Source organism: Lactobacillus sp. M0403 (assembly GCF_016101265.1).
Lineage (GTDB): Bacteria > Bacillota > Bacilli > Lactobacillales > Lactobacillaceae > Lactobacillus > Lactobacillus apis.
Map to the genome: position 1 here is coordinate 153,756 of NZ_JACFQV010000003.1, position 23,973 is coordinate 177,728.

Annotated in this window: 18 protein-coding genes; 14 read left to right on the forward strand and 4 right to left on the reverse strand. The window is 36.8% G+C overall.

Annotated elements, in window-relative coordinates; all coding sequences use genetic code 11:
• Positions 1-41: 41 nt before the first annotated feature.
• From atpB to H3T48_RS05455, 13 genes are all read left to right on the forward strand, one after another.
• Positions 42-755 (forward strand): F0F1 ATP synthase subunit A, encoded by a 714-nt coding sequence (atpB, locus tag H3T48_RS05395; RefSeq protein WP_122034879.1) that lies wholly within the window; start codon positions 42-44, stop codon positions 753-755.
• An 18-nt stretch (positions 756-773) separates the two neighbouring features.
• Entirely contained in the window at positions 774-998 is a 225-nt protein-coding gene (gene atpE / locus H3T48_RS05400) for a F0F1 ATP synthase subunit C (RefSeq protein WP_046306646.1), read from the forward strand.
• Between the two features lie 41 nt (positions 999-1,039).
• Positions 1,040-1,552, forward strand: a complete 513-nt coding sequence (gene atpF / locus H3T48_RS05405; RefSeq protein ID WP_046306647.1) for a F0F1 ATP synthase subunit B — start codon at positions 1,040-1,042, stop codon at positions 1,550-1,552.
• Positions 1,552-2,100: an ATP synthase F1 subunit delta gene (atpH, locus tag H3T48_RS05410; protein ID WP_198188805.1), complete on the forward strand. Its 549-nt coding sequence runs from the start codon at positions 1,552-1,554 to the stop codon at positions 2,098-2,100. Before atpF ends, atpH begins: the two co-directional genes overlap by 1 nt.
• 14 nt (positions 2,101-2,114) lie before the next feature.
• A complete protein-coding gene (gene atpA / locus H3T48_RS05415; RefSeq protein WP_198188806.1) occupies positions 2,115-3,626 on the forward strand; it encodes a F0F1 ATP synthase subunit alpha in 1,512 nt (503 codons plus the stop codon).
• A 10-nt stretch (positions 3,627-3,636) separates the two neighbouring features.
• Complete coding sequence (locus tag H3T48_RS05420; RefSeq protein ID WP_074425480.1) at positions 3,637-4,599, forward strand: F0F1 ATP synthase subunit gamma; 963 nt, start codon at positions 3,637-3,639, stop codon at positions 4,597-4,599.
• Positions 4,600-4,623: 24 nt separating this feature from the next.
• Positions 4,624-6,063: a F0F1 ATP synthase subunit beta gene (atpD, locus tag H3T48_RS05425; RefSeq protein ID WP_109715392.1), complete on the forward strand. Its 1,440-nt coding sequence runs from the start codon at positions 4,624-4,626 to the stop codon at positions 6,061-6,063.
• Between the two features lie 11 nt (positions 6,064-6,074).
• Entirely contained in the window at positions 6,075-6,512 is a 438-nt protein-coding gene (locus H3T48_RS05430; RefSeq protein ID WP_046306658.1) for a F0F1 ATP synthase subunit epsilon, read from the forward strand.
• A gap of 71 nt (positions 6,513-6,583) precedes the next feature.
• Positions 6,584-6,814 carry a DUF1146 family protein gene (locus tag H3T48_RS05435; RefSeq protein WP_046306660.1) on the forward strand — a complete coding sequence of 77 codons (231 nt, stop codon included), beginning with the start codon at positions 6,584-6,586 and terminating at the stop codon, positions 6,812-6,814.
• 82 nt (positions 6,815-6,896) lie between these two features.
• Positions 6,897-7,886, forward strand: coding sequence for a rod shape-determining protein (locus tag H3T48_RS05440; RefSeq protein ID WP_046306663.1), 990 nt, complete (start codon positions 6,897-6,899; stop codon positions 7,884-7,886).
• A gap of 18 nt (positions 7,887-7,904) precedes the next feature.
• Positions 7,905-8,198: a membrane protein insertion efficiency factor YidD gene (gene yidD / locus H3T48_RS05445; protein WP_187157847.1), complete on the forward strand. Its 294-nt coding sequence runs from the start codon at positions 7,905-7,907 to the stop codon at positions 8,196-8,198.
• Between the two features lie 8 nt (positions 8,199-8,206).
• Positions 8,207-8,437, forward strand: coding sequence for a DUF2969 family protein (locus H3T48_RS05450; protein WP_046306667.1), 231 nt, complete (start codon positions 8,207-8,209; stop codon positions 8,435-8,437).
• A 16-nt stretch (positions 8,438-8,453) separates the two neighbouring features.
• Positions 8,454-9,647: an FtsW/RodA/SpoVE family cell cycle protein gene (locus H3T48_RS05455; protein ID WP_187157848.1), complete on the forward strand. Its 1,194-nt coding sequence runs from the start codon at positions 8,454-8,456 to the stop codon at positions 9,645-9,647.
• A gap of 56 nt (positions 9,648-9,703) precedes the next feature.
• Here H3T48_RS05455 and H3T48_RS05460 read toward each other — a convergent pair whose 3' ends face one another.
• Positions 9,704-10,156 carry a universal stress protein gene (locus H3T48_RS05460; RefSeq protein ID WP_198188807.1) on the reverse strand — a complete coding sequence of 151 codons (453 nt, stop codon included), beginning with the start codon at positions 10,154-10,156 and terminating at the stop codon, positions 9,704-9,706.
• Between the two features lie 977 nt (positions 10,157-11,133).
• Between H3T48_RS05460 and H3T48_RS05465 the strand changes: the two genes are divergently transcribed.
• Positions 11,134-21,351 (forward strand): SLAP domain-containing protein, encoded by a 10,218-nt coding sequence (locus H3T48_RS05465; protein ID WP_198188808.1) that lies wholly within the window; start codon positions 11,134-11,136, stop codon positions 21,349-21,351.
• A 69-nt stretch (positions 21,352-21,420) separates the two neighbouring features.
• On the opposite strand, the gene H3T48_RS05470 is transcribed toward H3T48_RS05465, so the two are convergent.
• From H3T48_RS05470 to rpsD, 3 genes are all read right to left on the reverse strand, one after another.
• The gene (locus tag H3T48_RS05470) at positions 21,421-22,725 is read right to left on the reverse strand and encodes a replication-associated recombination protein A (protein WP_198188809.1); all 1,305 of its coding nucleotides are present in this window, start codon (positions 22,723-22,725) and stop codon (positions 21,421-21,423) included.
• Complete coding sequence (locus tag H3T48_RS05475) at positions 22,725-23,195, reverse strand: YueI family protein (RefSeq protein WP_046306679.1); 471 nt, start codon at positions 23,193-23,195, stop codon at positions 22,725-22,727. Before H3T48_RS05475 ends, H3T48_RS05470 begins: the two co-directional genes overlap by 1 nt.
• Positions 23,196-23,268: 73 nt before the next feature.
• Positions 23,269-23,880 (reverse strand): 30S ribosomal protein S4, encoded by a 612-nt coding sequence (gene rpsD / locus H3T48_RS05480; RefSeq protein WP_046306681.1) that lies wholly within the window; start codon positions 23,878-23,880, stop codon positions 23,269-23,271.
• Between the last annotated feature and the right edge of the window lie 93 nt (positions 23,881-23,973).

A 23,973-nucleotide genomic window follows, 5' to 3' on the forward strand; every position in this document is an offset into this window, starting at 1 on the left:
GTGTTCGATAAACTGGGCACAAGAAGGGAGGTCACGAAGTAATGGAGAAATCATTTGTTTTTAAATTTTTGGGTTTAAACTTTGATCTCGCTGGGATGATTGGCTCAACTTTAATGGCTGCAGTGGTTTTATTCGTCTGCATTTGGCTCTCGCGCAAAGTTGAATTGAGACCGAACAAGAAGCAAAATGTGATTGAATATTTATTGGATTTCACTGATGGCATTGTTAAAGATAATGTCAGTGATCCTGATGCACGTAAGCATCTATCACTTTATGCTTTTGTTTTGTTCCTATTTATCTTTTGCATGAATCAATTGGGACTCTTCTTAGAAGTCAAAGTTGGTGACAATATGTTTGTTAAGTCACCAACAGCTGATCCAGTAACGACAATGTCGTTTGCAATGATGACCTTGCTTCTATCATTCACATTTGGAATGCAAAAATTTGGCGTAGGTGGCTATTGGCGCAATTATGCAGAGCCAGTTAGCTTTTTGTTCCCAATCAATATGATTGAGGAAATAACTAACTTTTTGACTTTGTCTTTACGTTTATACGGCAATATTTATGCTGGGGAAGTTCTATTGACATTGATTGGAAATAGTTTAGCTCCTAGCTTTGGTATTACAACCATGGTTTTAGCTGCCCCACTTGCGATGATTTGGCAAGGTTTCTCTGTCTTCATTGGCTCTATCCAGGCATATGTTTTCGTAACCTTATCAATGGTTTATATTGGTAAGAAAGTTACAAAAGAATAATTTTTCGGAGGTTTAAATATGTCACAAGCATTTAAATATATTTCTGCAGCGTTAGCCGCTGGTATTGCTGCTTTAGCTGCTTCTTGGGGTAACGGTAAAGTTATTACTAAGACTGTCGAAAGTATGGCTCGTCAACCTGAAAGTGCAGGTAACTTGAGATCAACAATGTTTATCGGTGTTGGTTTGATTGAAGCCGTTCCAATTTTGGCAATTGTTGTTGCTTTTCTGATTCTCTTCCTTTAATTTTTAAAAGTAATTAAGTTGAAAAGAGAGAAGGGCAGTAAATGACATTTCAAACTTTATTTGCAGCCTCATCAGGTCATATTTACATTGGTAATACCATTTGGTATTTGATTGTTTTTGCAATTTTGCTTGTCTTGGTTAAGCACTATGCTTGGGGACCAGTTTCCGAAATGATGGAAAAAAGACGGCAAAAAGTAATTAGCGATTTAGATTCAGCTGCAGACAACCGCAAAAAAGCCGAAGTTTTGGCTAATGAACGTGAAGCTGCCTTGAAAAATTCAAGACAAGAAGCAACACAAATTCTCTCTGATGCAAAAGCTAATGCGCAGAAGACAAGTAGTCAAATCGTAGCTGAGGCTAACGATGACGCTGCTTCGATTCATGAAAAGGCCAAAGCAGATGCTGCACAAGCCAAAGCAGATGCATTAGATGAAGCACGTGCGCAGGTAGCTGATATTTCAGTTACAATTGCTGAAAAGGTAATTGCTAAAAACTTATCTGCTGATGATCAAAAAGATTTGGTTGATCAGTTTATTAAGGGGCTGAATAAATAATGGCCTTAAGTAGAGAAGAAATTGTTGCACGTTATGGAACTGCGCTATTTAATTATGCGCAAGACAAGAACGCTTTGGATACTGTTAAAGAAGAATTATGTGAATTAAGAAAAGCCGTTTGTACAAATCCACAGATCCTTAGTGTTTTTAGTGATCCAATTTTAAACAGTGATGAAAAGAAAAAATCGTTGTCAGCAATTGAACAGGGCTTCAGTACAGAAGTTCAAACTTTTTTAAATTTGCTGCTAGATTATAATCATTTTCTTGAACTTGTTGATATTATCGATTTCTTTAATAAATTGTATAATGACAGCAAAAAAATAATGGTTGGAACTGCAATAACTGCGGTTAAACTCGATGAAGATCAATTAAGTGCTCTAGGAGATAGTTATGCCAAAAAATTTGGTTTATCCAGTGTTACCCTAGAAAACAAAGTAGATTCAGAGATAATCGGCGGTGTAATTCTAAAAGTTGGCGATTGCGTTATCGATGGTTCAGTAAAGAACAAACTGAAAAAGATTCGTGCGCAGTTAATTAGTAAAAATTAAAAGAGGTGAAACCATTGAGCATTAAAGCAGAAGAAATTAGCTCTTTAATCAAGCAACAGCTTGAACACTATGATGACAAACTCGACATTAATGAGGTTGGGGTTGTAACTTACATAGGTGATGGTATCGCCCGGGCTCACGGATTGGACAATGTTCTATCTAATGAATTGTTGGAATTTGACAACGGTTCATATGGTATTGCTCAAAACCTTGAGTCAAATGATGTTGGTATCATTATCTTGGGTAACTTTGATGATATTCGCGAAGGTGACCAAGTAAAAAGAACCGGTGAAATCATGCGTGTGCCAGTTGGCGAAGAACTGATTGGTCGTGTAGTTAATCCTCTAGGTCAGCCAGTTGACGGACTTGGTGAAATTAAAACCACTAAGACTCGTCCAATTGAAGATGCTGCACCTGGAGTTATGCAACGACAATCAGTTAATCAACCACTTCAAACTGGTATCAAAGCAATCGATGCATTGGTTCCAATTGGTCGAGGTCAGCGTGAATTAATCATTGGTGACCGTAAAACTGGTAAAACAAGCTTGGCTGTTGACACTATTTTGAATCAAAAAGGACAAGATGTAATTTGTATTTACGTCTTTATTGGTCAAAAGGAGTCAACTGTTAGAACGCAAGTAGAAACTTTGAAACGCTTTGGCGCAATGGATTATACAATTGTTGTCGAAGCTGGACCAAGTGAACCGGCCCCAATGCTTTATATAGCACCATATGCTGGTACGGCAATGGGTGAAGAATTTATGTACAACGGTAAGGATGTTTTAGTCATTTTTGATGACCTATCCAAACAAGCCGTTGCTTATCGTGAACTCTCTTTGCTCCTTCGTCGTCCGCCTGGTCGTGAAGCTTATCCTGGTGACGTTTTCTACCTGCATTCCCGTCTGTTGGAGCGTAGTGCGAAGTTGAGTGATGAACTTGGTGGAGGTTCAATGACTGCCATTCCGTTTATCCAAACTGAAGCGGGAGATATTTCAGCGTATATTCCAACCAACGTAATTTCGATTACGGATGGTCAGATTTTCTTGCAAAGTGATTTGTTCTTTGCAGGAACTCGTCCAGCTATTGACGCTGGTAATTCTGTTTCCCGTGTTGGTGGTAGCGCTCAGATGAAAGCAATGAAAAAAGTTGCTGGTACGTTACGTACTGATTTGGCAGCTTATCATGAATTAGAGAGTTTCGCTCAATTTGGCAGTGATTTGGATCAGGCAACCCAGGCTAAATTAAATCGTGGTCGTAGAGTTGTTGAAGTTTTAAAACAACCATTACATGACCCAATTCCAGTTGAAAAGCAAGTTGTCTTACTATACTCACTAACTCATGGCTATTTGGATTCTGTTCCTGTTGAAGATATCGGCCGATTTGAAAAAGAATTGTATGATAACTTTGATAGTCAACATTCAGACTTATTGGATCACATCCGTGAGACAGGTGAACTGCCGGATGAAAGTGAGTTAAAGACTGCAATTTCTAAATTTGCAGATAGTTTTTCACCAAGTAATAAATAGGAGGTAGCGTATGCCTGCATCTTTACTTGAGTTGAAGAAGAAAATTGCTTCAGTTAAGCAAACTGGTAAAATCACAGAAGCAATGAGAATGGTTTCTGCGTCAAAACTAAATCAAACAGAAAAAAGAGATGAAGGATATACGGTATATAATGACCATGTTCGACAAACTCTTTCCCGTTTGATGAGTGCACAAGTGGTTAGCCACTTGCACAAAGAAAATGTTGCAATCGATGAAGACAGCATCAGTAAGATTGACTATGAAAATGTTTTTGGCCTAGGTGTCATTTCAGACATGGTTCAAGCTCGTAAAGAAGTAAAGTCTACTGGTTATCTTGTAATTACAGGTGATCGAGGACTTGTTGGATCATATAATAGTGCCGTCATTAAAAATATGATGGGCTTAGCTGAAGATGCAAAAGCAGAAAATAAAGATATTAAAATTCTTGCTGTTGGCTCTGTAGGAGCTGAATTTTTCAAGAAAAACAACTTGAATGTTGTTTATGAAAATGCTGCAATTTCCGATGTGCCAACTTTTGACGAAGTTTTACCAATTGTTTCAACTGCAATCAAAATGTACTTAAACGGAGTTTATGATGAGCTGTACGTTTGTTATACGCACCACATAAACTCTTTATCATCAGCATTTCGTGTTGAAAAAATGCTTCCTATTGTTGATATCGATATCGGCCTTAAAGAAGCAAAAGAACACCGAGATCTAGAATATGATATTGAGCCAGACATTAATACTGTGTTGACTACACTAATTCCTCAATATGCCCGTTCAACTATTTATGGGGCAATTCTGGATGCAAAAACTGCAGAACATGCTAGTTCAATGACAGCAATGCAGAGTGCAACCGATAACGTAAATGACTTGGTTTCAAGTTTAACTACAAAATTAAACCGTGCAAGACAAGCTGAGATCACTACTGAAATTACCGAAATTGTCAGTGGTGCAAATGCTTTGAAATAATTAAGAGAAAAGGAGGTAGATGTTTTGAGTGAAGGTGAAGTTGTTCAAGTAATCGGCCCTGTAGTCGATGTGAAATTTCCACTTGACAAAAACCTACCTGATATTAACAATGCTTTGCGCGTCGTTAAGTCGGATGATGAATCAATTGTTCTTGAAGTTACACTTGAACTCGGTGACGGTGTATTAAGAACAATCGCGATGGAATCTACCAACGGACTCCGGCGCGGAATGAAGGTCCAAGATACTGGAGGTCCTATTTCAGTACCTGTTGGTTCTGATACCTTAGGACGTGTTTTTAACGTTTTAGGTGAACCAATCGATAATGGTCCAAAATTTGATAAGGATCATCCTCGTAACAGTATTCATCGAAATGCACCAAAATATGATGAATTAACTACCAGCCAAGAAATTCTGGAAACAGGGATTAAGGTTATTGATTTACTTGAGCCTTATGTTCGTGGTGGTAAAGTTGGTTTGTTTGGTGGTGCCGGAGTTGGTAAGACTACTATTATCCAAGAGTTAATTCACAATATTGCTCAAGAGCATGGTGGTATTTCGGTCTTTACTGGTGTTGGTGAAAGAACACGAGAAGGTAATGACCTTTACTTTGAAATGAAGGCATCTGGTGTTTTAAGCAAAACAGCGATGGTCTTTGGTCAAATGAATGAGCCGCCTGGTGCCAGAATGCGTGTAGCTTTAACTGGATTAACCCTAGCTGAGTACTTTAGAGATGTTGAAGGACAAGATGTTTTGCTCTTTATCGACAACATTTTCCGGTTTACTCAAGCTGGTTCTGAGGTTTCAGCTCTGTTAGGAAGAATGCCTAGTGCCGTTGGTTATCAACCAACACTTGCAACTGAAATGGGTCAATTGCAAGAAAGAATCACTTCAACTAAGAAGGGTTCAATTACTTCAATTCAAGCCGTTTATGTTCCTGCCGATGACTATACCGACCCAGCCCCAGCTACAACTTTTGCTCACCTTGATGCTACAACCAACTTGGAACGTAGCTTAGTTGAGCAGGGTATTTATCCAGCCGTTGATCCATTGGAATCAACTTCTAGTGCGTTGGATCCTGAAGTAGTTGGTCAAGAACATTACGAAGTTGCTACACGTGTACAGCACATTTTGCAACGCTACCACGAATTACAAGACATTATTTCAGTGTTGGGTATGGATGAATTATCTGATGAAGAGAAGGTAATTGTTAGTCGTGCTCGTAAGATTCAGTTCTTCTTATCCCAAAACTTCTTTGTTGCTGAACAATTTACTGGTGTACCTGGTTCATATGTTCCAATCAAAGAGACAATTAAAGGCTTTAAGATGATTTTGGATGGTCATTTAGACGATTTACCAGAAGATGCTTTCCGTAGCGTGGGTCCTATCGAAGATGTTTTGAAAAAAGCTCAAGATATGGGTGTAACCGCCAGTGATCCTGAAGCAAAAGCATTATTAGAAAAGTAGGGTGATGTCAAATGGCAGATCCAGAAAAACTTTTCATGGTAAATGTTGTAACACCTGATGGCGTAGTTTTTTCTCATCATTGTAGTATTGTTGAGATGCGTGCAATCGATGGACAACGCTCAATCATGTATAATCACTTGCCTATTTTAACTCCACTTTCAATTGGTGAAATTAGGGTTAAAAGAAGTCGTGAGATGAATGAAGTTGTTAATCACATAGCAGTAAGCGGTGGCTACTTTGAGTTTTCTGATAATGTAGCAACGATTATTGCTGATAGTGCGGAACGTTCAAATAAGATTGATGTGTCTCGTGCTGAAGCAGCTCGAAAGCGTGCTCAAGATGCTTTGAAGGAAGCAAAAGCAACGCATGATCAAAGATCGCTCGAAAGAGCACAAGTTGCATTGAGAAGGGCTGTCAACCGGATTAGTGTTTACAATTCAGGTAAATAGTATTAAAGTTTAACGGATACACAAAAGCGTGTATCCGTTTTTTATTTGACTAAAGAAAAGTGGGAAATTAAATGTTTCAACTTGGTGTTCATGCTCTGATCAGTATTATTATTTACCTGATAACAATAGGGCTATCATTTCAAATTATGAAGAGTGTTAGAATCGAAAAAATCATCAGAACTAATAAGGTTTTTGAAGCGCAATTGCTACTGATTTTTGCAGCAATTGCGTTAGGCTTTTTAGTGGGGAATTTTTTCATTACGCTGATAGATACTTCTTTACAATTAAGTAATTTCTTTTAAGACTTGTTAAAACGCCTGAAGAGTGCAGCAAACTAGCTTTCTTTATGGTAAAATGTACAATGAATATTTATGGAGGATTATCGTGGCACGAGATATAGGAATTGATTTAGGGACAGCCAACGTGCTCATTAACGTTTCTGGTAAGGGAATCGTTTTGAATGAACCATCAGTAGTTGCTGTCAATACAAGTACAAATAAAGTAGTAGCTGTTGGAACTGAAGCATACAAAATGGTAGGTAGAACGCCTGGTAACATTCGTGTGATTCGCCCATTAAAGAATGGGGTAATTGCCGATTTTGACATTACAGAAGCGATGCTATCTTACTTCATTGAAAAATTAAATGTTAAGGGCTTTATGTCAAAACCCAACATTTTGATTTGTGCTCCAACTGGAGTAACTTCAATTGAACAGAAAGCAATTATTCAAGCAGCTGAAAAATCAGGTGGTGGTAAGGTTTACCTTGATTTTGAACCTAAGGTTGCAGCTGTTGGTGCAGGGCTAGATATTTTTAAGCCACAAGGTAACATTGTTATCGATATTGGTGGTGGTACTACTGATATTGCTGTTTTATCAATGGGTGAAATTGTTACTAGCCAATCTCTTCGCTATGCTGGAGACCATATGAACCAAGCTGTTGTTTCTTACATTAAAAACAAACATAATTTGCTTATTGGTTCAAGAACAGCTGAACAAATTAAAATTGAAATTGGTAGTGCGTTTGAACCGGATAAGGATCAGACGATTACTGTTCGTGGACGTGATGTAGTGGATGGTCTTCCTAAACAGGCAACTGTTTCTGCTCCTGAAATTCAAGAAGCTTTGCATGATGGTTTAATGACAATTATTGCAGCAACTAAAGATGTTTTAGAGAAGACTCCGCCTGAGTTATCTGCCGACATTATTGATCGTGGTATTATGCTAACTGGTGGTGGTGCGATGTTAAAGAACTTGGATAAACTAATTTCGTACTATCTTAAGGTTCCAGTTTTGACTGCTGATCATCCTCTTGAAGCTGTTGCATTGGGAACAGGCATTTTGCTTAAAAATATCGAAAAGCATCAACGTCATTAATTCAACTGGAGGTGTGGTTTGCGTAAGATTTTAATTTATCTAGTTAAAATTTATCAGAAATTTATTTCGCCGGCTTTACCTAAGTCTTGCCGTTATTATCCTACTTGCTCAACTTACATGATTGATGCATTGACCAAATTTGGTCCTTTTTTAGGATTAATTATGGGTATTAGCAGAATTTTGCGGTGCAATCCCTTTGTTCGCGGAGGGGTTGATCCGGTACCTGATAAGTTTACTATTTTCCGTAACCCCCACCCAGAGAGATATGAAGATGAAATTATTGCTAAAAAATTTCATCCTGATGTGAAATAGGAGTATTTATGTCAAAGAAACCAGAGAATATTAATATTGAAATTAATGAAATCAACGGAAAAGATAATCCGACTTGGGAAGTAGTCATTCCACAGAAGAAAAAAGCTATTGGTTTAATTGAAAAAATTGATGGACGTTATCGTGCAACTACTAATAAAACTAATAGTGTTCTATATGCAAAGACGTTAGAAAGTAGCATCAATGACTTGCTATCGTACTTTGCTTTACATGAAAAATAGTGGACAGTGATGATTAATGGTAAAAGTACAAAATAAAACTGATTTGTATGATCAAATAGCCTGGAACATTGTTGTTCCTGTGCTGATTCTGGCAGCTGTTGGTTTATACTCGATTTACTTTGCTGCAATAGATGATCCAAGTCATATGGGAAGTCCAGTAAAAGCAGTTTTAATGCAAGGGCTTTGGTATCTGATTTCTTTAGTAATAGTTGTTTTTGTAATTCAATTTGATGCAGAGCAGTTATTTCGAATTGCACCATATGCCTACGGTCTAGGAATTGTCCTTTTGATTGCAGTTTTATTCTTTTATAATCGAAGTATAGCTGCTGATGCTGGTGCCAAAAGTTGGTTTAAGCTAGGGCCAATTTCCTTTCAGCCATCCGAGGTAATGAAACCAGCGTTTATTCTAATGTTAGCTAGAGTAGTTAGAGAGCACAATCAGAAGTTCGCACACACAATTCGAAATGACTGGGTTTTAATTGGTAAAATAGTTGGTTGGATGCTACCAATTGCAATTCTACTGAAATTACAAAATGACTTTGGTACGATGCTTGTCTTTTTCGCTATAGTTGGTGGGGTAATTATTGTTTCAGGAATATCTTGGAAGATAATAACACCAATGTTTATCATAGTTGCAATTATAGGTGTGGTAGTGATTTTTATGGTAACTACACCAGGCGGCCAGGTTATTCTAAGCCATTCTTTTCAACCGTATCAATTTGCTCGTATCATGTCTTGGCTGAATCCATCTACAGATACATCTAAAGCAGCATATCAGTTGTGGCAGAGTATGCAAGCGATTGGATCTGGACAGATTTTTGGTAATGGGTTTGGAAATCTAAGTGTTTACGTACCAGTCCGTGGTTCGGATATGGTTTATTCAGTAATTGGTGAATCATTTGGTTTTGTTGGTAGTGTAGCAGTTATCTTGCTTTACTTATACCTGATTATTCAGATGGTGCGTATCACATTTGATACCAAAAATGCATTTTACTCATATGTATCGACCGGGGTCATTATGATGATCTTGTTCCATGTTTTTGAAAATATAGGAATGAGTATTGATCTCTTGCCGTTGACAGGTATACCATTACCATTTATTTCCCAAGGTGGTTCAGCCTTAATTGGGAATATGATTGGTATTGGTATGATTTTATCGATGAAGTTTCATAATAAAGATTATATGTTTAGCCAGGCAGGCGACTTTTAATTAAAAATAAAAAGCACTTCTTTTAAAAGAAGTGCTTTTTGCATGCCCAGTTTATTTTAACTTTGATTTTCGGCGGTACGACAAACTAGTACATCGCAATCTGCGGTTCTGGTTACATACTCGGTTACGCTACCGACTAAAATTCGTTCTACAGCATTTAAGCCAGTTGCACCAACTACGATTAAATCAATTTGATGCTTTTTAGGAAAGTCGTGTGCAATGATTGCCTTAGGAGAACCGAATTCAATTGAAAAGTGAACATCGTTAATTCCCGCTTCTTTTGCATCATTGTAATATTTTTGCAGCTTTTCCTTAGCATCATTTGAAACTTGCTCAACCATTTCGGAGTCAAAGCTTGAAACATTTTGGAAGGATCTAGTATCAATGACATGTAAAATTTCTAAGCCTGCATTATTACCCTTAGCTAGTAAAATTGCTTTTTTAAAAGCTAAATCTGCTTCTTTTGATCCATCAACGGCGACTTGTATGCGGTGATATTGTTTCATCATTTAAAACACCTCTCTTATACATTCATTTTACCAAACTTTTGGCCAATTAATCATTTTCGTGATTAATTAATAAGCTAAAAATTAGAATAGTAATTGAACTAAGGAGTAGGGTAACCAAATTCAAATACTTATTACTTTGGAATAAGATGATGATCCCAATAATGCATTCCAACAATAAAATAATTGCTGTCCAAGACATGATAGGCCGGAAATTCGTATTACTTTTACTACTAAAAACCAAAAAGTGTCTATCTCGGTTATGCCAAAGATAGAAGGCGGTTAGAAGAAGCACGGCTAAATACAGAATAATAACAATTTTTAAGATCATAAAAGTCTCCAAATAAAAAAGCGGTCAATAGACCGCTTCCTGAATTTCTAAAGAAATCCGAGTCGACCGAATATAGCAAAAGAATGCTTGTTGAACCCGCAGTGTTCAAAAAAATGAGATGTATCGCAATGAATATGGATCCTATTAACTAAGTAATAGTATTCCGATTCAAAAGTTATTTACAATCTCGCATGTCTTATGTTTGACCGGTCAACTATATACAATTAAGCTAGTCGATCAACTCAGATCAATTATTATACTACCCACCATTACAGCATTTGTCAAGATTTAAACAATAAGCAGATAGTATTGCAAAAAAATCACAATGTTATGAATTAAACTGTTGTTTTTATTATTATTTTAATATTTATACATAATTAAGCTATTTAAATATAATTTAAGAAAACAAGTAATTGTCAAATGAAATGCACTTTTTTCTATTTGAAGTATTAAGCATCAATCCTGAGGCACATCAGCAAATCTTTATATAATAGTAATTGTCTGCAGAAAACATCCCCTCATTTTCCTTTTTTAAAATCACTTAACTCATTATTTATAAAATGTATATCAAGTGTAAGCACTATATTAGCAAATTATTAATAGTGGTCATACAATGTAGTTGTAACATAGATTTTGAGAAAGGAATATCATGCTAGGGAAAAATAATAACAATGAAAGATTAAAGAAAATGGAAATGCAAGATAAGCAGGACCACTTTTCAATTCGAAAATTGACAATTGGTACTGCTTCTGTGCTATTGGGCTTTACCTTTTTTGGCCTAAATACCCAAACTGCTAAAGCAGACATGGTAGATGCTGCTCAAGAAGTTAGCAAGAAGACAGATAGTTTGAGTACTTCTGATAGTCAAAAGGTTAACTCCCAAGATGATAACACTCAAAATGCTAATCACTTGGTTGATGTAAGTACCTATTCAGGTTTAAGCTCATTTTTAAGAGATGGCAGTGTGCCTCCAACTACTAATTCAAGTTCTTCAACTAGTCAGACAGGAAAGACTAATGCAACAAATGGCTCTGATCAGCAAAATAGTACTAATCAAGAACCTAGTTCTGACACAGCTGATTCTAAGGACCAAACTAGTACAGGTAATTCTGATACCAATCAAACTGGTGGAACCACTGACACCTCAGGTAAAGGAGGTACGACGACTAAACCCGTTGATCCAACTGATCCAGCGGCTAAAGTTCCAGATACTGCTAAAAAGACTGAAATTAAAACTAAGGATGCTAGTGTAGCGCAGGTCCATAGCTTTACTGAACTTATAGCTGCTTTTCAGAATGAGTCTATTTCAGAAATTGACGTCATGAACGATATTACAGACGGACCAGAGAATGGATCACAAGCTTTCTACTTTTACGGAAGAAAAATGTTGGTTAAATCCGGTGGCAACGGTAATACCAGATTTAAAGTTGATTTGAAAGGTAATCACCTTCAATTAAATAGTGGAAGTACGAAAGACTTGGATATTACGTACGATAATCTTGATTTATGGAGTGCTGATATTTGGGGCGTCATCATGACTGATGATTACAACAAGGACGGTCATTTTTCAAAAATCACCTTTAATAATGTTAATTTCCATGGATCGCAAATGGTTCACTGTGGTAATAATACTAAAATTTACTTCACAGGAACTAACTACGGTGAAGTAACGCATACACCATATCCAGGGATTACGATTTCAAGTGGTGATGTTCAACAACTATTTGAATTTACTGGTTCAAATAACTCAATCGATTTTAGCGGGACTTTTACCGGTAAAACTGTTGGTGGTAACGTGCTTGAAATGAATGGCGACAATAACGTTGTTAATATTGCTAAGGACGCTAAGGTTACACTTTCGCCGCGAATCTATTTTCCTAATAATGGTTTAGGTTCAAATGCGGCTGAGCATACTGGTCTTCCTTTGGCTATCGCCATGCGGGGGAATAATGAAGCCGTAAATGTTGATGGTGAATTAAACATCGTAGTTGGTAGTGATCACTATAATGGAACATACGATAATGATCAGTCCAGTGCAATCTTTATCAATGATGGTAATTCTGTCTTCAATATTAATAGCGATGCGAAAGTCAATATTACCACTAACGGCGATATAGCCAATAACTGGTGGAACAGAAACCTAATTTATGATGGCGGTAACTTTAACATTTTACCGCGAGGTTCGCTAAACATTAACGGTTCAAATATGGGTGACTATTCTGGTACGTTAGTTCTTATTAAGGGTACGGCTAATATAGAAAACGGTGGTTTCAATATCGTTCTTGGTCAGCCAGATCCAAGTGGCAAATATGTAAACGGCGGTACTGGTCAAATACTATTGGTAGATGTTCAAGGTGGAAAACTAGTTGTTAATAATCCTACTTCATTAATTTTAAATGCCCAAGGTAATACCAATCCTAATACCAGTATTATCGGTACAATGCCAATTACCTTAACAAATGTTCGACAACAGTTTGATTTGAGTTCGACGCAAAGTGGGCTAGGTAAAGTAACATTGCCACCGTTTCACGTTTTAACTGTAAGGAAAACTGATAGCACGATTGCAGTTGATAATATTGAATTGCTTAATGGCCAAGAGAAGTTAACTGCAGATAGATTAGCAGAAATTAAGGCGCAAGCAGCTAAAGCTAATATTTCACTTGATAAGTTACCAGCAGACGTTCAAACATCATTGGCTGATGGTATTAAAAACGGTTGGACTTACGATCAAATCTTTTCAGATATTATTCAAAAGGCATTTAATAATAGAAACAATTTTGGTTATAACAACATTAGTTTTGTTCCAGCCAATCCAAGTGGCTTTTTGGATATTGATCCCGGTAAGGTTCAAATAACTAGAAATGCTGATGGTTCACAAACAATTTCTGGTGATCCAGGTAGTGTAATTAATTACAATTCTGCTGTTGATGGTCCTGATTCAGATCCACAAAATTTGAAAAACCCATTTAGTTTAATTCTACCTGTTGCAACTAAAGCATACATTATGGCTAATTTGATTGATAGTATGGGTAGCAAGACAGCATGGACTCCAAAGGATCAAAATGGTAAGAACATAATTGATAATCCATATGCGCAAACAAAAGACACTATAAGAGACTCAAGCAACAGTTCTTTGAATCCTTTACCAACACAATATGCGGCAATTGTAAATGATGACGGATCCTTTAGTTTTACTATTCCCGCTGACCAAACGATTAAGTTTGATAAGGGTTACTCTGTAGAACTAGCGCCAAATGCTAACTTTGTTAGCTACGATCCATCAAGCGTAGCTATGGGACGTCGCCCAATTATTAAAAACTTAGATATTTTAACTTTGTCTGATGCACAAGATCAAGCTGCTAAGGCAATTACTGACGCAATTAGTGATGCGAAAATTCATAGACCTAACAACCTATCTGAAGCTCAAGTTAAAGACTTTAATGAGCAATTAGATAAAGTTGCGGCCGCTGCATCCAAAACAATTGATACTAATAATGAAAAAACTTCAGTTTATGCCTCAAGCTCAAACACGCTAACAGAAGTTAACAATCGTAAGAATGCTGCCCTTGATGCGATTAAGAACATCGTAAGCCAAGCACAAAGTTCTTCAACGATTGAAACATCTCGCGATAGTGCAATAACGAATTTAAATAATGAAGCCACATTGCAGTCAAAGAGATTTCCTACCATGGTAGATGCGATTAATGCTGCACGTGATAAAGCAATTAATACTGTGAAAGCTTTTCAAGCTGATAAAGATATTACAGAAGCAGAAAAGAATGGTATTAATGCGATTGATCAAGCAGCTTATGGCTATAAAGAGAGTATTGAAACCGATCTTAAGCAAAAAATTGATCAGGTCTATGTCGATACTTACAAACTTGCAAACGATCCTAACTTGAGTAAAGAAGAAAAGGACGAAGTCTTAAAGCTAACTGGTCGTTTGTCTCGCGCTCAGGCTATCGCTCAACCGGAAGGTGACATTGAAAAAGACCTTGATCAAGTATCAGTGGATGGGCACCAAAAAGAAGCTCAAGGTATAATTGATCAAGTTAACAAAACAATTCAGGCCCTAAAGGACTTACAGGCTGTTGCTCAAGATGAAATTAAAAACCATGCCGATAAAACTGCAGAAATAAAAGATTCTTATAATCAAGCAGTTCACAACATTATCACTGGTGATGATCCTGATGGTTCTAAGGGGAAGGAGGCTATTAAGGATATAAATGCTGATCAAGAAGCAAGTAAAATTAATGCTGCAGCTGAAGCTGCCAAAAAGCGAGTACAGAACTCAGGCATTAGTTCGGATCAGCAGGTTCCTCTATTAGACGCAATTGATCAGGCTGCCCAAGTTGCAACTGCTAAACCAGGAAGTTCTATGTATGATAAGCAAAAGTCGATATACGGAACTGCTGATAATAATGTAATTAGTCAAAGAGAAGCAGCTGCACAAACTATTTTTGATCAAAATGCTGCAAAGGCTGAGATTTGGGGCTATGCAACCGCTAATGAAAATTCGTTAGGGATCGCCTCAAACTCTGATATAGAGAAAACAGTAAATGATGGTTTGACTAATGTTGATAAAGCCAGCGATTCCGCAACTGTCTCAACGACTGAGGAGGCTACTAAGAGGTCAATTTTAAGACAGCTTTCTAAGATTAAACTAGCTAAATCTGAAAGCGATATTGAAACCCAATTGCGTAGTTTGCCTGGTTTATCTGCAAATGATATTGACGATAGCGTAGTAGCTGCGCAGAAGTTGCTCAATAATTCAACAACTCCTCTTGGTTATAACCAGCGCATTGACCAAGCAGATAGTTTAACCGCAATCGACTCAGCACGAAATGATGGTATTGCCGCTCTGAACAACCTGCTACTTTCGGCTAAAGCTAAGGGTGAGCGTAACAACTCCTTAGATGATGCTATCAAGCAGATTAGACAAGAGCAAACTAATGCTAATTCAAGAATTGATCAAACAAGCAATCTAACTGATGAACAAAAGAAAGCATATCATGACCAAATCAGTAAGGTAGCTGAAGATAGTATAGATACCTTAAACAAGGTTGATAGTTCAAAAATTGCTGATACAGTAACTAATGCTAAAAGTAGTATTGAGAATATTGTAAGCGATGCTCGAGGCACTGCAGATAAGGAGATAGAAGAAGCTAGAACAAAGGCAACTCAAGACATTGATACAGCAGTTAATGATGCAAAAACCAAAATTGAAAACATTGATGATAGTCAACTCAGTCCCTCAAATAAGAAATATTATGAAGATCAAATTGATCAAGATGCACAGGCTGCAAAGGCAAAAATCACTTCGGCTCAAAGTATCTCTGATATTACTTCGGCTAAACAAGAAGGTCAAAATAATATTCTAAAAGATTTAGGTGCTGCTCAGATTACAGCCACTAGAGCTCAGGCAATTAGTAGATTACAACAGGCCAAAACTAAAGCTAAAGAGGCTCTTACAAATGCTCAGCAGAATGAACAACTTGATCCTGCAACAGTTCAAGCTAAACGGGATCAAATTGATGCAGGATATGATCAAGCAATTCAAGCTATTACTAATGACCATACAGTAACTGATATTAATGATGATGCTCAAACAGGAATTGATGCCATTAATTCTGTTATTAATTCTCTTTCATCAGATATCAACGCCCAAGCTCTAGAAAAGCAACGTAATTCCGCAATCGAGAAGTTAAAAAATGCGCGCGATTCCGCAAATAGTCAAATTACTAATGATCCTAATTTAGGAGTAACAGAAAAGAACGACTACTATAATCAGATTACAAGTGTCTTTAATCAAGCTCAAACTGCTATTCAAGGTGCAAATAAAGATGATATAGATGCAGCACTAGCTAAAGGTAAAAATGATTTAGCAAGCATTCAAACTTCTGCTAACTTGCAGTCTGCAAAAGACCAAGCTTTAGCAACTTTAATGGCTGAGCGAAATAAAGTTAAAGAACAAATTGGCAATATGGATCAGATTACAAGTGCCAACAAAGCAGACTTACGTGCAAAAGTGGATGCTACATATGATATCGGTGTTAATGGAATTAATAATAAAAACACCACTACTAATGGGCAGCTTAATGAAATCGTTCAAAATGGTAAGTCATTAATTGACAATGTGATTAGTGATGTAAATGTTAATAAGATTCTTAATAAGCAAAAGCTTGATGATTATGCTCAAAAGGCGGTTGAGCGAATCAATAATTCTTCGGATATTACTAATGATACCAAGACAACCACTATTAATAACATTACAGCTGCACGTGATAATGCTAAATCAATAATTGATTCTACAGATGCCATTTCCGACGCTAACACAGCTGAGAAAAAAGGTGAATCAGCTATTGATGCTGCAGAAGCTACAGGTAATGGTTTCAACGCATCTAAAACCGACATTAAGAATAGTATTGCTAATGCTGCTACCAGTGCCAAGAGTCGTTTAAGTGACATATATAGCAAATTATCGACAGACCAAAGAAATGAAGTAAAAGATAAATTTAATGATGCAATTAGTCAACTTGATAAAATCCCAACAGATGCAAACAGTAAAATTGATGCTACAACGAATAAAGATCAATTAACTGGGATTTATCAAGATACATTAAATAAAATTAATGATGTCGAATCAGCTGCAAAGTTGGCTAGTGATAAAGTTATTGCTAAAGATTTGATTCAAAAGACAGCACTTGAAGCTCGCGATAAACTACATGATTCACGAGACCAAAATGCAGTTTTTGAAGTAGCTGATTTAGGCCTTAAAGATATTGACGCTGCAAATGATAGTGATACAGTTGAAAAGATTAAAAATAATACTTTGCAGGGAATTAGTAATGTTATCACAAATGCAAGTAAGAGTGATGCAGATGATATCCGTAACCAAAGAGATCAAGCAATTAAAGAACTTGATAAAGCTCTTGGAAAGGGCTCAACAGATACCGGTGTTCTACCAGAAATTAATGGATTACCAAGTTTAACTTCAGATCAGTTAGCTAAGTTTAAGCAGCAAGCACAAGATGCTTATAATCATGCCGTTGCAAGCGTTAATGGTGCTATTGCAGAAAATATTGACACAGAGAAAAATGCTGGTCTAAACAATATTTATCAGGCTTTAGCCGATGCTAAACTGCAATCAGTTAAAAATAAGGCAAATTCATTTTTGGATGAGTATGCTAAAGGAGCCATTCAAAATGACCCTAGAGATGCGGACATGATTAATAGCGAGCGGGATAAGGCAAAGGCCAAGGTAGATAAGGCTAAAAACCAAGATGACGTTCAAAAAGCCCAAGATGAGGGCCACGACATTATGAAAGGAATCATTGACACCGTCAACGATAAGAACATGAACGCTGCTAAAGACTCTGCTAAGAATGATTTGGCTGACTCAATTGGTAAATTACAACAACAAATTGATCAAGATTTAGCTAATAAAAAGCTAGGTCAAGATCAATATAATGACCTGAAGAATAAACTTGATCAAGTTCGGCAATCTGGTGAGTCAAGAATTAACTCCACTGTAAATAAAGATCAATTAGCTGACGCTAAAAATCAGAATAATGCTGATTTGGATAAAGCTAATAATGAAATTATCAAGGCAGAATCTGTTAATAATGCATTGACTAAGTTGCAGGATGCAGTTAATAAGGCAAACGAGTCTGCCGATAAGATTGCTAAAGATAATCCTAGTCTTGCAGATCAGATGAGAGACCGAATTAAGTCAGAGCGTGATAAAGCTGCCCAAAATATTCAAGCTGCTCAAAACAATTCAACAGATGCAAATAGTGCAATGAATCAAGCAGCACAAGCTGGTAATGATGCAATTACAGGTTTAACTCAGAGATTCGAGGAAAAGAACAAACAAATTAATACTCTGAAAGAATATGCTGAAGCTGCTAAGGCAAAATTACCAAGTTTAGGTCTTGATCCAACTGAGATAAGCAAAAATGAAGCTGCAATAAATGACGCGATGCAAAAAGGTGTTAGTGACTTATATGGTGCTGATGATAATGCAAAATTAGATCAAGTTGAAAAAGCTGGTGAAGCTGCGATAGATCAGGCCGGTATTCCAGCTAATTTACTTAGCGAAAAGAACAAGCAAATTGCCGCTCTTGATAAATATGTCAACGATAAGGGCAGTATTAGTCAGGTTGCAAGTCATTTAACTGATCAACAAAAGGCTGACTTACAGGATCAACTTAATCAGCTGGTTCAAAAGACCAAGGATGAAATTAGTAAAGTTGCTTTACCAAGCAGTCCGACAACAACTGATCTCGAAAATGCTAAAAAGAAATTGCAGTCTATTGAAAAGGGATTGGATAGCGAAGGACACTCAACCAACTTGGGTGAAGCTGGAATTAATCAACTTTATCAAACAGCTCAAAATAAAGAAGAAATCTATCAAATCAAGCAAAATGCCATTAATAATCTTCTTGAGCAAAAAGCAGAAGCTGATAAAAAGCTTGAAAGTTCTGGTTTAGTAAACTCTGATTTACAAAAGCAAAAGCAGAAGCTCCAAGATATTTACGATCAGAGCAAAGCAAAGATTAATGCAGTTCCAACTACAGATAAGAACGGAAATGATCGCTCTATTGATGACATCCAAAAGGATGTTGATCAGATTGTCAGCAACGCAACTCAAGGATATTCTGATAGTGATTCCGGTAGTCACATTCCTGGATTTGCTGATGTTGAAAAAGATACTGATCTTGCTGCTGCAAAAGCAAAGGCAGAGGATATTTTACAAAGAAAATATGCAACAACTCACAACATTATTGGGTTATCTCAACTAACTGCCGATCAAAAGAAAGCATTAAACAAGATAGTTGATGACCTATATGCAAATGAAAAAGCAAGCATAGAGCAGCAAACTGATATCAACAAAATTCCGACTGACGAAAATCAAATTGGTACTAAGCTAACTGATACTTATCAAAATACTTCTGAATGGTTTGATTATAATCAAACTAATGCCTTAAAGGGTGCTGGAAATGAAGTAACAGGTCTAGAAGCTGGATACAATGGGTTAACTGAAGAACAAAAAGCAAATCCTGCTTATCAAAGGAATATTCAAGCTATCCAGGATGCAATTGATACAATTAAGCATTCAACAAATATTGGCTCTACAACCCAATCGTATAGCAAAGGAATCAATGCTTATAATGAGCTAATGGCCAAAGAACAAGTTAATGATATGTTTAATAAAGCAAAGGACACGCTTAATGATATAGATAGTCTACTTCCTCCAGATAGGGATCATTTCAAAAATAGACTTGATGGCATACACGGAAGTATCAACACTGTGCTTACTCAGGATGCTCAAGCTGATGCATCTTATGAAAATATTGCCAATCAGATGAACCATGATATTGACATGACAAGGCAAGCAATTGATCAATTAATGCAGCAAGCATTGTACACAGTTAAGAGTTCTGCCAATAGGGATATTGAGGCTGAGTACAAAGGTGCAGTTGCCCAGAACCAAAAATACTTTGGTGATTCTGCATGGATTTATTCAACAAACAGTGAGCATGATAAATATAAATATATATCTGGTAATTCTTACGATGAAGTTTCAAATAATAGAATAACTGGAATACGGGAAATTGCCAAAGCTGCTGTTTCTGATGCTGCTACTAATGCTAAGAAGAAAATTGATAATAACAAGATAAAGCATGAAAATGGTGATAACTATACTGATGATGAAAAAGCTGTGATTAAGACTGAAATCGACCGCCTTCTAGCAGATGCTCAGAAAAAGATTGATCAAAATAATACTCTTACTGATGTTGACGGTAAGCGTGACGATGGTATTGAAGCGATTAATAAGGCATCATCAGATTCAACTGTTATTGATAAAATTATTAAAGATAGTGCCAACAACAATAACAACGGCAATAACGGAAATAATGGCAATAATGATAATTCTAACAATGGTGGAGGTAATTCTACTTCTAACGGTAATGGTGATACAACTTCTACCCCTGCAAATCCACCTAAGCAAACAACTACTGATAAAGAAAATGGTGCAGCAAATGATTTAGGCGAAAGTACTAATGTAACCTTAATGCATAATGCTTATCTATATGATAATTCAGGAAAGCGTGCTAACAAAGTTACACTTGGTGCCGGCTCAATTCTTTCAACTTATGGTACTGTTACTATTGCAGGTAATGAATACTATGTACTAATTGACACACATGATAACAATAAGAAATATTATGTTGCTGTTGGCAACGGATTGGCAATTGAGCAAAAGTTAAAGCATAATGCTTATGTTTATAACAAATTCGGACAGCGTGTAAAGAAAGCTGGTGTTCTAAAGAAGGGTAGTATTATTAAAACTTATGGTGATAGTGTTAAACTTCGTGGCGAGAAGTACTTTATCATTGATAAAAATCGTTATGTTAAAGCTTTAAATGTCGCAGTGATTGTTTCTAATCAATCTGCAAAGGTTGAAGCAATATCTGCTAATGGGCCTAAGGAAGAATCCGAGACAACCATTGAAAAAACGTTGATGCACAATGCATACCTTTATGATGAAAATGGTCATCGTGCTAACCAATTGATTTATCTAGCTGGCTCAATAATTAGCGTAACCGGGCAAAAAGCAATTAGTGGATCTAACTACTATATTTTGCAAAATGGTTTACTAGTTAATGCAGGTAACGTCGATGGTAAGAACTTAAAGCTGAGACATAATGCTTATCTTTATAGCAAATATGGTAATCGTTTAGGTAAAAAGGTATTGAGAAAGAACCATTCAATTTCGACCTATGGTGATCCTATTTCTATTAAGAACAAAAAGTATTATATCGTTGCTCAAAATAAATATGTTAAAAAGGCTAATTTTTAAATTAGAAAGTTAACTTTTAGACAAAAATAAAAGTGGCACAATTGTTAGAAATAACAGTTGTGTCACTCTTTATTTTTTTAATCCTTTTTCTTGCATTTCATGTAGAATTTCGTACTGCTTCTTAAGGCCACTTTCGATTTTAGAATTGCCTTTAGGATTGAAATACTGCGTACCAACTAAATTGTCCGGCAGATATTGTTGTGCAATCCAGTCATTAGCAAATGAATGAGGGTATGCATATCCTTTACCGTGACCTAGTTTCTTAGCACCTTTATAGTGGGTGTCCTTAAGGTCATCAGGAATTGGACCGTAATTTTTACTTTTCACATCGTCTAGTGCTTGATCAATTGCACTGATTGCACTATTGCTTTTTGGTGAAAGTGCAAGTTCAATCACAGCGTTTGCCAGGGGAATCCTCGCTTCAGGAAAGCCTAGACTTTGTGCTGCCTGTATTGCAAGCTGTGCGTGTTGCACAGCTGCTGGATTTGCTAGGCCAATATCTTCATATGCAATTACACTCAGTCTGCGGCAAATTGAAATAAGGTCACCAGATTCAATTAAACGAGCCAAATAATGCAGTGCAGCATCAGTATCGGAACCGCGAATTGATTTTTGAAAGGCGGAGACTAAGTCATAATGTCCATCGCCTTTTGCATCAAAGTTTTGGCTGCGCATCTGAATTGAATTTGCCATTTCTTCTTGGTCAATTATTAGTTGGTCATCTTCATTTTTACCCGCAGCAATTTTTTCTTGCTTAGTTGAGCGAACGGCCAACTCTAAACCGTTTAAGGTGGTTCGTAAGTCACCATTTCCTTTTTGAATTAATAATTTTCTTGCATCATCTGTAAGCTCAACATGGTATGAGCCCAAGCCATTTTCTGAATCCCTAAGTGCGCGGTTAATTGCTTGATTAACATCTTCTTCAGCTAAAGGTTTTAATTCAAAAATCTGGCAACGTGATCTTATCGCTGGAGAAATTGCGATGTATGGATTTTCGGTTGTCGCACCTATCAGAATAATTTCGCCAGACTCAAGTAAAGGCAAAAGAAAATCTTGTTTAGTTTTATCCAACCGATGAATTTCATCTAGTAAAAGGATAACAGTTCCACTTAATTTACCTTCTGCAGCTACTTGCTCCAATTGTTTTTTACTATCAGTAGCAGCATTAAGCATGCGAAAAGCATATTTAGTCGAACCAGCGATTGCACTTGCAATACTAGTTTTTCCAATGCCTGGTGGGCCATATAAAATCATGGATGACAACAGTTTGGCTTCAACCATTCGTCTAATAATTTTTCCAGGACCAATTAAGTGCTGTTGCCCCACAACCTCATCTAGTGTACGTGGACGCATGCGATAAGCTAATGGTTTCATTATTTATCTCCATGGAATAAGCGATGCCAAAAACCATTTTTATCTTTTTTAGCATCATGAGTTAACTCAGTTTTAGGAATTTCGGGCGGGTAAACTTGGGCTATTTCTATTCGCATTTTGTTAATTGCTGTGTTTGAAACTACTAAAATTGCCGTATCCTCAGGACCAGTTTTAGCGGTCTCGTTAGTAACAATCGTAAAAGGAATGTTTGTTTTTCCACATTGTGCCTCAACCTGATTTAAAAATTCATCATTTAAATTACCGTTAATCAGGATCGAAAATCCAGTGTAATCATTGAAGTGCGTTAAAAATAATTGGGTTAGGGCAGGGTCTTTAACTTCAGTGTTATTCATTCTGACAAAGACGCGCTCTCGCAGTGAACCGAGATATCTTCTACGTTCATCAGGCTTTGTTTGTGGGGTGATTCCCTGGGCTGCATTTGCAACTCGTGTGTTTAAATCATCTGACATAGTTATTATTTTTTCCTTTCAAGTAACAAAAAACCCTTCCCAAGTAGGAAAGGGCTTTTGCGAATAAAAGAAATTAAAGTAACTTGTTGTAGTATTCAACAACCAAAGCTTCGTTAATTTCTGGTTCCATTTCATCACGTTCTGGAAGACGTACAAGAGAACCTTCAAGTTTATTGTCATCAAATGTAACAAATGATGGACGAGAAACAACTGCTTCAAGTGCATCTTTAACTTGTTGTAAGTTCTTTGACTTTTCTCTAAGACCGATTACTTGGCCAACCTTAACGTCGTATGAAGGAATATCAACACGTTTACCATCAACAGTAATGTGACCATGGTTAACTAATTGTCTAGCTTGTTCTCTAGTAGTAGCTAAACCTAGGCGGTAAACAAGACTGTCTAAGCGACATTCAAGTAAAATCATGAAGTTAGTACCGTGTTCACCTTCACGGATCTTACCAGCACGTTTGAACAAAGTTCTAAATTGGCGTTCGTTTAAGCCGTACATCCAACGTAGCTTTTGCTTTTCGTGTAATTGTTCACCATATTCTGATAAACGACCACGTGAATTAGGACCGTGTTGACCTGGTGCATAGTTACGACGACTAAGTTCTTTACCAGTGCCTGAAAGTGAAATTCCTAATCTTCTGGAACGTTTCCAGCTTGGACCTGTATATCTTGACATAAAATCCTCCAATAAAATCTGATAACAGTTTTTGGAGTAAAATAGTTACGTATAAGTTTAGCATTCGTGCATCTTAATTTTCATTTTCGCCTC